The organism is Roseivirga sp. UBA1976 (assembly GCF_002336325.1).
GTDB lineage: Bacteria > Bacteroidota > Bacteroidia > Cytophagales > Cyclobacteriaceae > Roseivirga > Roseivirga thermotolerans.
In genome coordinates, this window is sequence record NZ_DDDQ01000153.1 from 572 (window position 1) to 9,039 (window position 8,468).

The 8,468-nt window shown below is 43.2% G+C and carries 10 protein-coding genes and 1 pseudogene; 7 read left to right on the plus strand and 4 right to left on the minus strand.

What is annotated here, in order from left to right; genetic code table 11:
- The 5 genes from B3763_RS15675 to secG form a co-directional block, all read left to right on the plus strand.
- Nucleotides 1–782, plus strand: a 782-nt coding sequence (locus tag B3763_RS15675; RefSeq protein ID WP_286747682.1) for a radical SAM protein, incomplete at its 5' end; no start/stop codon positions are given.
- 12 nt (nucleotides 783–794) lie between these two features.
- A complete protein-coding gene (locus B3763_RS15680) occupies nucleotides 795–2,063 on the plus strand; it encodes a sigma-54 interaction domain-containing protein (protein WP_189629910.1) in 1,269 nt (422 codons plus the stop codon).
- Nucleotides 2,050–2,574, plus strand: a complete 525-nt coding sequence (locus B3763_RS15685; protein ID WP_286747684.1) for an LptE family protein — start codon at nucleotides 2,050–2,052, stop codon at nucleotides 2,572–2,574. The genes B3763_RS15680 and B3763_RS15685 overlap by 14 nt, the downstream gene beginning before the upstream one ends.
- Before the next feature lie 36 nt (nucleotides 2,575–2,610).
- A complete protein-coding gene (locus tag B3763_RS15690; RefSeq protein WP_286747685.1) occupies nucleotides 2,611–3,429 on the plus strand; it encodes a hypothetical protein in 819 nt (272 codons plus the stop codon).
- A 1-nt stretch (nucleotide 3,430) separates the two neighbouring features.
- Complete coding sequence (secG, locus tag B3763_RS15695; RefSeq protein ID WP_189629907.1) at nucleotides 3,431–3,802, plus strand: preprotein translocase subunit SecG; 372 nt, start codon at nucleotides 3,431–3,433, stop codon at nucleotides 3,800–3,802.
- 72 nt (nucleotides 3,803–3,874) lie between these two features.
- Here the strand turns inward: secG and B3763_RS15700 are convergent, their stop codons facing one another.
- The 4 genes from B3763_RS15700 to B3763_RS15715 form a co-directional block, all read right to left on the minus strand.
- Complete coding sequence (locus B3763_RS15700; RefSeq protein ID WP_286747686.1) at nucleotides 3,875–5,203, minus strand: Gfo/Idh/MocA family protein; 1,329 nt, start codon at nucleotides 5,201–5,203, stop codon at nucleotides 3,875–3,877.
- A gap of 107 nt (nucleotides 5,204–5,310) precedes the next feature.
- Nucleotides 5,311–6,057, minus strand: a complete 747-nt coding sequence (locus B3763_RS15705; RefSeq protein ID WP_286747687.1) for a 3-keto-disaccharide hydrolase — start codon at nucleotides 6,055–6,057, stop codon at nucleotides 5,311–5,313.
- A 90-nt stretch (nucleotides 6,058–6,147) separates the two neighbouring features.
- Nucleotides 6,148–6,759 carry a 3-keto-disaccharide hydrolase gene (locus B3763_RS15710; protein ID WP_286747688.1) on the minus strand — a complete coding sequence of 204 codons (612 nt, stop codon included), beginning with the start codon at nucleotides 6,757–6,759 and terminating at the stop codon, nucleotides 6,148–6,150.
- A gap of 104 nt (nucleotides 6,760–6,863) precedes the next feature.
- Nucleotides 6,864–7,577, minus strand: a complete 714-nt coding sequence (locus B3763_RS15715; RefSeq protein WP_286747689.1) for a hypothetical protein — start codon at nucleotides 7,575–7,577, stop codon at nucleotides 6,864–6,866.
- 408 nt (nucleotides 7,578–7,985) lie between these two features.
- Here B3763_RS15715 and B3763_RS15720 point away from each other — a divergent pair, with 408 nt between their 5' ends.
- Both B3763_RS15720 and B3763_RS15725 read left to right on the plus strand, forming a co-directional pair.
- Nucleotides 7,986–8,270, plus strand: coding sequence for a co-chaperone GroES (locus B3763_RS15720; RefSeq protein WP_189629902.1), 285 nt, complete (start codon nucleotides 7,986–7,988; stop codon nucleotides 8,268–8,270).
- A 33-nt stretch (nucleotides 8,271–8,303) separates the two neighbouring features.
- Nucleotides 8,304–8,468: pseudogene (locus tag B3763_RS15725) on the plus strand (TCP-1/cpn60 chaperonin family protein); the annotation flags it as partial.

The following is an 8,468-nucleotide window of genomic DNA, read 5'->3' on the forward strand; positions in this document are numbered from 1 at the left end:
TGGGGCAAAATGTAGATAGCTACAAATGGTCGCCCAATGAAAACAACAAAGCCTGGTTAGAAAAGAAAGAGAAAAAAGGTGAGAAAGTAGAGGTTATTAACTTTGCCAACCTTTTGGAAATGGTAGCCAAGGTTTCTCCCGACCTGAGGGTTCGATTCTCAACCTCTCACCCCAAAGACATAACAGACGAAGTTCTCTACACCATGAAAAAGTACGAGAACATCTGTAAATATATTCACCTGCCCGCTCAAAGCGGCAATACAAGAGTTCTGGAACTGATGAACCGAACTTACACACGAGAGTGGTACATCAATCGGGTGGATGCTATTCGAAGCATATTGGGGCAGGAATGTGGTATTTCATCCGATATGATTGCCGGGTTCTGCTCAGAAACTGAAGAAGAACATCAGGACACACTTTCGCTAATGGACTACGTGAAGTACGACTTCTCCTATATGTTCTTTTACTCAGAGCGGCCGGGCACTCTAGCCGCTAAAAAATATGCAGACGATATTCCGCTGGAAACTAAAAAAAGAAGGCTTCAGGAAATTATTGCCAAACAACAAGAGCACTCTTTGGAACGTAACCAATTGGATTTGGGCAAAGTACACAAAGTGTTGATCGAGGGAACTTCGAAGCGTTCTGAAGAGCAATTGCAAGGAAGAAACACCGCCAACAAAGTGGTAATCTTTCCTAAAGGAAACCACAAAAAAGGCGAATACGTGAACGTATTGGTGAACGACTGTACTGCTGCAACACTCTTTGGTGAAGTAGTAGCCTAAACACAACTAACATTGAGTAGCAACGAATACTTGAGTATAAAACAACGGTTTGGAATAATAGGTAACAGCCCCAAGCTCAACCATGCCATACAGGTGGCAGCACAGGTGGCACCTACCGACATGACCGTGCTCATTACTGGCGAAAGTGGTAGTGGTAAAGAATCCTTCTCCAAAATCATACATCAGCTCAGTGCCCGAAAACACGGAAAATTTATTGCCATAAACTGCGGAGCAATTCCGGAAGGCACCATAGACTCTGAACTCTTTGGCCATGAAAAAGGCTCTTTTACGGGAGCCTACGAATCGAGAAAAGGCTATTTTGAGGTAACCAATGGAGGAACCATTTTCCTCGATGAAATTGGCGAAATGCCTTTGCAAACCCAGGCAAGGCTTTTACGGGTGCTGGAAAACGGAGAGTTTATTAAGGTAGGGTCTTCCAAAACTCAAAAAACCGATGTGCGTGTGGTGGCTGCAACCAACGTGAATCTGTTAGAGGCTGTTGAAAAAGGAAAATTCAGAGAAGACCTCTACTATCGCCTAAGCACAGTACCCATTTACGTTCCGCCTTTGCGAGAAAGAGGCAACGATGTAGACCTGCTGTTTAGAAAATTTGCTTCAGATTTTGCAGAAAAATACCGGGTAGAAAGCATAAAGCTTACTGAAGATGCCAAGCAGGTATTACTAAGGTATCGCTTTCCCGGAAACATTCGTCAGCTCAAGAATCTGGTTGAACAAATGTCGGCTTTAGAAATGGACCGAATCATTTCGGCCGAAACATTGCTCAAATACATTCCCCAGCAAGGCTCTAGTCTTCCAGCCATTTACAAGGGAGGTTTTTCAGAAAAATCGGAAAATCTCAATGAGAGAGACCTGCTGTATAAAGTGCTGTTCGATATGAAAAAAGACATGAACGACCTGAAAAAGCTCGTTCATGACCTGATTGAAAACGGACATGTAGACACGAGTGTAATTAAAGAAAATCCCAATCTTTTTGGCAACCTGGAAAACACTCCCTCACTGCCTCAGGAAGTTGCCCAAAAGGACTTCAGTGAACCGATCTTCATTAAGTCTACCGACAATGACGATGACACCTATGACTATGAAAACGTACACGACATTACCCATGAAGAGGACGAATCGTTGAGCATTGAGGAAAAAGAAAAGGAACTGATTATTAAGGCTTTAAGAAAAAATAACAATAAGCGAAAATACGCGGCACAAGATTTGGGCATTTCTGAGCGTACTCTCTACCGAAAGATTAAGCAATATGAAATTGACTAAGTGGCTTCTCCTGCCCCTATGCCTGTTGTTTATAGGTTGCGGCATATACTCCTTCGATGGTGCCTCTATTGATTATAGCACTACCAAAACCGTAAGCATAGCCAACTTTATTAACGAAGTAGGACAAGGCCCTCCCAACATGGCGCAAACCTTTACAGAAGGTCTCAAAGACTACTTTCAGCGCAGAACCAAACTCGAAGTAGTCAATAACCAGGGCGACCTGCAGTTCGAAGGCAGTATTTCTGACTATCGGGTGGCTCCTCAGGCCATAAGCTCTTCCGGTAGTAATACGAGGGCCGATGGTACCGGCCTCATGCGATTGTCTATAGGTGTACAGGTAGTTTTCAACAACACCAAGAAAGAAGAAGAAAGCTTTCAGCGTCTCTTTACTTTTTATGCCGATTATGATCCGGCCTCTACTACCCTGAATGCTGTTGAAGATGACTTAGTTGAAGAAATATTTGAAGCTTTATATTTCGACATTTTCCAAGCCTCGGTTGCCCAATGGTAAATTTCCTTCTATTTTCGTCATTCAACTGCGTGTAAAGTGGATCGAGAGCGCTTCAATACCTTGCTAAAAGACCCCTCAAAGGTCACCAATGCCGACATTAAAGCACTGAATGAATACCGGAAGAAGTACCCGTATTTTCAGAGTCTATATGTGGTAGTGGCCAAAGCACTCAGAGACAGGCAACACCCTAAAACCGAAGCTTTCATAAAAAAGGCTGCCATCTACTCTGCCAACAGAGCCCATTTAAAAGAAATTATTGAAGGCGACTATACTTTTAAAGAAAAAGAGGTAGTCGAACAAGGAACCGCTGCCCAAACCATGCATGCTGCGCCCTCAGCTTCTACTCCTGCAAAAGCGGAGAGCCATTCCACCGGCAAAGAACAAAAGGCAGCACCAGCTCCTGTGCCTGAAACCACAAAGAAGCAGCCCTCTCCTGTTGTGGCTCCCGAAACCATTGAGCGAGACATTAAAGAAATAGAGGAAGCCAAAAGGCGCATTGAAGCCTTGCTTTCGGGCCGCCCCATCGATGAAGAAAATGGCGCCACTGAGAAAACACCCAAACAATCGAAAAGCAAACGAAAAAACCAGATTGAGCTAATCGAAAAGTTCATTCAAAACGAACCTCAGATAGATCGGCAAAAACTTGCGGACTCTGAAGGTGCCAATGGCCTGGAAGATTTGGCCAGTAAGTCTATAAGGCACAATGAGGACTTTGAAACAGAAACCTTGGCAAAACTAATGGTGAAACAAGGCAAGCGAAAACGAGCAATTGACATTTATGAAAAGCTGCGTTTGAAGTTTCCTGAAAAAAGCACTTACTTTGCCACCCAAATTGAAAAATTAAAGTCGGAATAGAATGTTTAAGTTATTCATCATCTTGGCAATCATAGTAGCAGTATTGCTAATTCTCATCGTCCTGATGCAAAACTCAAAAGGCGGTGGATTGTCAAGCCAGTTTGGTGGCGGAGGAGCCCAACAGATCATCGGTGTCAAGAAAACCACCGACATTTTGGAGAAAGCAACCTGGGTGTTTATTGTTGCACTTATTGTTTTTAGCCTCTCATCGAGTTTAATGATCGACCGGGGAGCCAGTGGCTTTACCAGCCCTAACATTGATGCCGCCCAGCAGAGCCAGGGAGGTGGTAGTGTACAGTCTGAGACTATAGCTCCTGATACTGTTTCTTCTACCATTGGCACTATCCCTACCGATACCACTGAGCAGCAGTAACTTATAGCTTAAAATACAGCGAAGCCCGAGCAGTTATGTTCGGGCTTCTTTATTCTAACCAGAAAGGGCTTCTTAAAAATTGCGATACGGAGAGTCGAGAAAGGCATTGGCAGCAGTTTCTCTAAAACGCGCCTTCTTACTATCCCAATGCAGTTTTTTATTAGGGAATCTTCCGGCTATCACTCCTAAAAGTATGGTTTCTGTGAGTCGGGCAGCATACGAAAAAGGAGCCGTGGTTTGTCCTTTACCCAGGCAGGCATCTACAAACTGATGGTAATGCTTCTTACCTTCCTGCTCATAGTTTCTCACCGGTTCTCCCACATACTTAAACTTTTCAAGGTCCAGATCTACGTATTGTCCATCTACAATATGCCGCGGCAACTGCATAAAATGAGGTAATAGAAGCTTTCCTTTTTCGCCTATAAACATGGCTCCCTGATCGGGAAGCTGATCATTATTAGGAAGTCTCAGGTCTTTGTGCGCTTTTGGTGCCCCTTCCCCATCGTACCAAATCCATTTAAATTTCTTGGTAGTATAGGCCGTTCCGGGAAACTCATAGGTTACTGTATTGTGCTCTGGAAAACCAAAGCCATTGGGCTTTCTACATTTCGTTTTAATGGTTTTAGGAATATCCAATGCCAGCGCATTGTATGGTGTATCGAATATATGAACGCCCATATCGCCCAATGTTCCACAACCATAGTCTACCAGTTTACGCCAGTTTCCGGGATGATAAAAGCCCTCCTTATAAGGCCTTTCGGCAGAGGTTCCCAGCCATAGGTTCCAATCGAGTGTTGAAGGAACAGGATCACTACCTTCAGGAACAGGGCCATCATAGCCCCAGTTTTTGGGAGACCAGGCTCTTACAGTTTTAACTTTTCCTATTATTCCTGAGCGAATCAACTCCGTGGCCAGCTTGTAGTCGTAAAACGAGTGCACTTGAATGCCCATTTGCGTAACCAGCCCTTTTTCGGCAGCTAGTTTGTTCATTGCCCTGGCTTCAGTTACATGGTGGGTAAGTGGTTTCTGGCAATATACGGGCTTGTTCATGTTCATAGCCATCATAGAAGCAGGTGCATGAGTGTGGTCAGGAGTTGAAACCACTACTGCATCAATTCCACTGCTCATTTCGTTGAGCATCGTTCTATAGTCGCTGAAAGTTCTGGCATTTGGATGAAGCGCCTTGGCCGCTGCCAGATTATTCGCGTCTACATCGCAAAGAGCTACCACTTCTACCGATGAGTGTGAAGAAATGGCTTTGAGGTCTTCCAAGCCCATTCCTCCTACTCCAATATGGGCAGTCCTTAGTTTATCTGTTTGGCCAATAGCCCATACAGAAGTGGGTAAAACCGATGCAGTTGTAAGCAACGCAGCACTCTTTAAAAAATCTCTTTTATTCATAATTCTTTCTTTGAGTTGTAGGCAACAATTCTTTTCCATTCTGAGCAGAGTCGAAGAATCTGACCTACCTTTGGTTACCTTGGAATGAAAAGTCCTAAAGCAGTGTATTACAATTTTCTGATCTTAATATTCTTGAACCATAGGGGACTATCGTGGTCCTGAAGGCCGATATAGCCTGACTTATACGATCCGTATTTGGGAGAACTTTTCCATTTACCGGCTGCTTTACGCTCATACCAATCGTCTGACCAGGGCACAAACTCAACAATCTTCTTTCCGTTGAGCCAATGTTCTACTTTTTGGGGGGTAAACAGTATTCTGGATGTATTCCACTCCCCTGCTGGCTTCACAATTTTTTGAGTAGTATCGGGTGGGTACATGGCATAGTCGGCACCGGTTTTCTGCCACTCTTCTAAGGTGGCATTATTAATTCTTTCCCAGCCTAAATCGTCTAAAAGCTGGTACTCTGGAGATATTTCCGGAGGGCCTCCCGGTTCGTTTTCTTTAAGATGATAAAAGATACCGCTGTTGCCACCCTCGGGTAGCTTCCATTCCAGGTAAAGCTCAAAATTATCGAACTCCTCAGCAGCATAAATGATGTCTTTTCCTCCCTGCCAATCTTCTTCTAGTCGTTTTTCTGTATCAAAGGTTAGAGCACCCTCTTCATCAATTGTCCATTGTGGCGGAAGCTCCTCTCCATTATAAGCTCTCCAACCGTCTGTAGTTGTTCCATCGAAAAGGTAAATCCAGCCATCATCCTGTGTATTTGATGTTTCCGCATTTTCTGTTTTGGAGCCGGAACCACAGGAGAAGACACCTGCAGCTAGTAATACGAATAGGTAATTTCGTTTCATGTTTGGGTTAGTTCAGTTAATCGTTAATGGTTATTTGTTAATCGTTTAATGGCCAGATGCCTCGGGTTGATGCTTGAGATTTGGAGTTGGTTATTTGATTTTTTTGAGCTTTATGTTCTTCCACCTAACCTTAATTCCTCCTCCATCATGAATTTGCAGGGCAATAGAGCCTTTACCAGCCCCGATTTTCTCGTCTTTCAGGTGAACCATTTCAGTACCATTGAGCCATGAGGTAACTTCATCGCCAACCACCCTTATTTTCATGGTATTCCACTCTCCCATTTTCAGGGCGCTATCTTTTTCGGGCTCCGGCTGAATGAGCCATCCCCTACCATAAGATTCGTAAATTCCACCCGTATTACTGCCTGGAGGAGCCACTTCTACCTGCCATCCACTCACTTTAGTTCCTTCTACAGTAGAGCGGATAAAAACTCCACTGTTACCATTGGCTTCTTGTTTGAAATCGAGCGTCAGTTCAAAATCATCGTAGTATTCGTTGGTGGTCAGGTAACCATACTGAGCTTGAGGGCCGCTCTCACAAACCAGCTCTCCATTTTCCACATACCATAGCTCTTCGCCATTATTGGTCCAACCATCCAGGTTTTCTCCGTTAAAAAGCTCAATGGTAGTGTTATGGGTTTGGCAGCTAGCGGCCACAAGACACAACAAAAAAATAGTCAGGAGATGTCTGAGTGCGGGCATAGTGTTCGCAGGATTAGTTTTAGTTGAAAAAATTGATTCTTAATCTAAAAAATTACTCGTTATAAACCGAGAACTCTATGCCCGAACGGTTCTGACCGTGCAAATCAGAGCTGATGTATGGTTTTCAGTACCAATTTCTTACTCATGGGTATCAGCGTTTCTTCCAGCGGCAAAGGAAGCCCTCCATGAATAAGGAATGTAGCCGGATTGGGTAAGGTTTTGTAGGTTTTAATGAGTCTAAGTTTTATTTGTTCAAACGTATCTCCCACCCCTCTGGCAATATTGTCGATAAACTTAAAGTATACTCCTCTCATCTGTTCATTGAACATAATGAACTTCTTTACCTGATACTGAAACACACTGGTGAGTTTAGAGTCTCCTACTTCGAGCATTACATAGCCCTCATCTTTGTATATGGGTATTATACCGATTGGGTCTATTTTGAGCTCAGACTCCACCCACTCATGCAGCTCCTTACCCTTACCAAGGGTACGCTCCATGGTAGGAATGGCATAATCCACAATCTCCTCAATGTCTTTCAGCAAATCTTTTTCTTCATCCAGTTCCTTATAAATGATTTCCAGCTTGCTAAGGTCTAACCGTGAAATTTCTTTAGGCATTTCGGAGCGAATGGTTTTCTTTTTATCCTTTAGCATTTTAGCATCCTTATAATGCTCAATAAGCTCGGTTAGAAAAGGAAAGAGTCTGGTTTTGTCAAAATTTTGTTCCACATGCTTGAGATAGGCCAATAGCACATACTTCTTATACTCAAAATCTATTAGCCCATCGGTGATCCAGTCTTTTTTTAATTGTGTCATAGATGAAAAGTTTAATACCATTACTAATAAACATCCTGCGCGTTATGCTCAGCTGGTCGGCCAACAGACAAGCCTGTTTAGGTAGCAGACCTGGCCACTTAATTCTCCCCCAGAAATAAACCCGGGGATGACGTGCCAATTGGAATGTTCGTAAACCATTAATCTGACAGATTAATACGATTTATTTGACACAGAAGATAACACCTTCTGAGCATCCTTCAAAGAGAATAAACGAGCAAAGCGTGAAAATCTGTCATATAATAACTGACAACAGGCAATGAGCAGACACAGATACTGACAGGGCTGACGCTGCTTGTCTGCCAAAAGTTCACAATCTGCAATTGGCACACAAAGTGCAATAAGGGCGACTGTAAATTTTTGAATCAAACTCTTAAACCAATAAGAAAAATGTCTAAAGTTAACATTACTCCACTAGCAGATAGAGTTCTGGTTGAGCCTGCTGCTGCTGAAGAAAAAACTGCTTCAGGTATCATCATTCCTGACACTGCAAAAGAGAAGCCTCAAAGAGGTGTTATTGTAGCAGCCGGTAACGGCAAGAAGGATGAGCCTCTTACAGTGAAAACAGGTGACACCGTGCTTTATGGCAAGTATGCCGGTACTGAAATCACTGTTGAAGGAAAAGACTACTTGATCATGAAGGAGTCTGACATTTTTGCAATCATCAATTCTTAATCTTAAAACTGAAAACCCAAAAATTATAAAGACATGGCTAAAGATTTATTCTTTCGTAATGATGCCAGAGATCGTTTGAAAAAAGGTGTTGATACTTTGGCAGACGCTGTGAAAGTAACCTTAGGTCCTAAAGGTAGAAATGTAATAATCGACAAAAAATTCGGTGCCCCAACTGTAACTAAAGATGGTGTTTCTGTA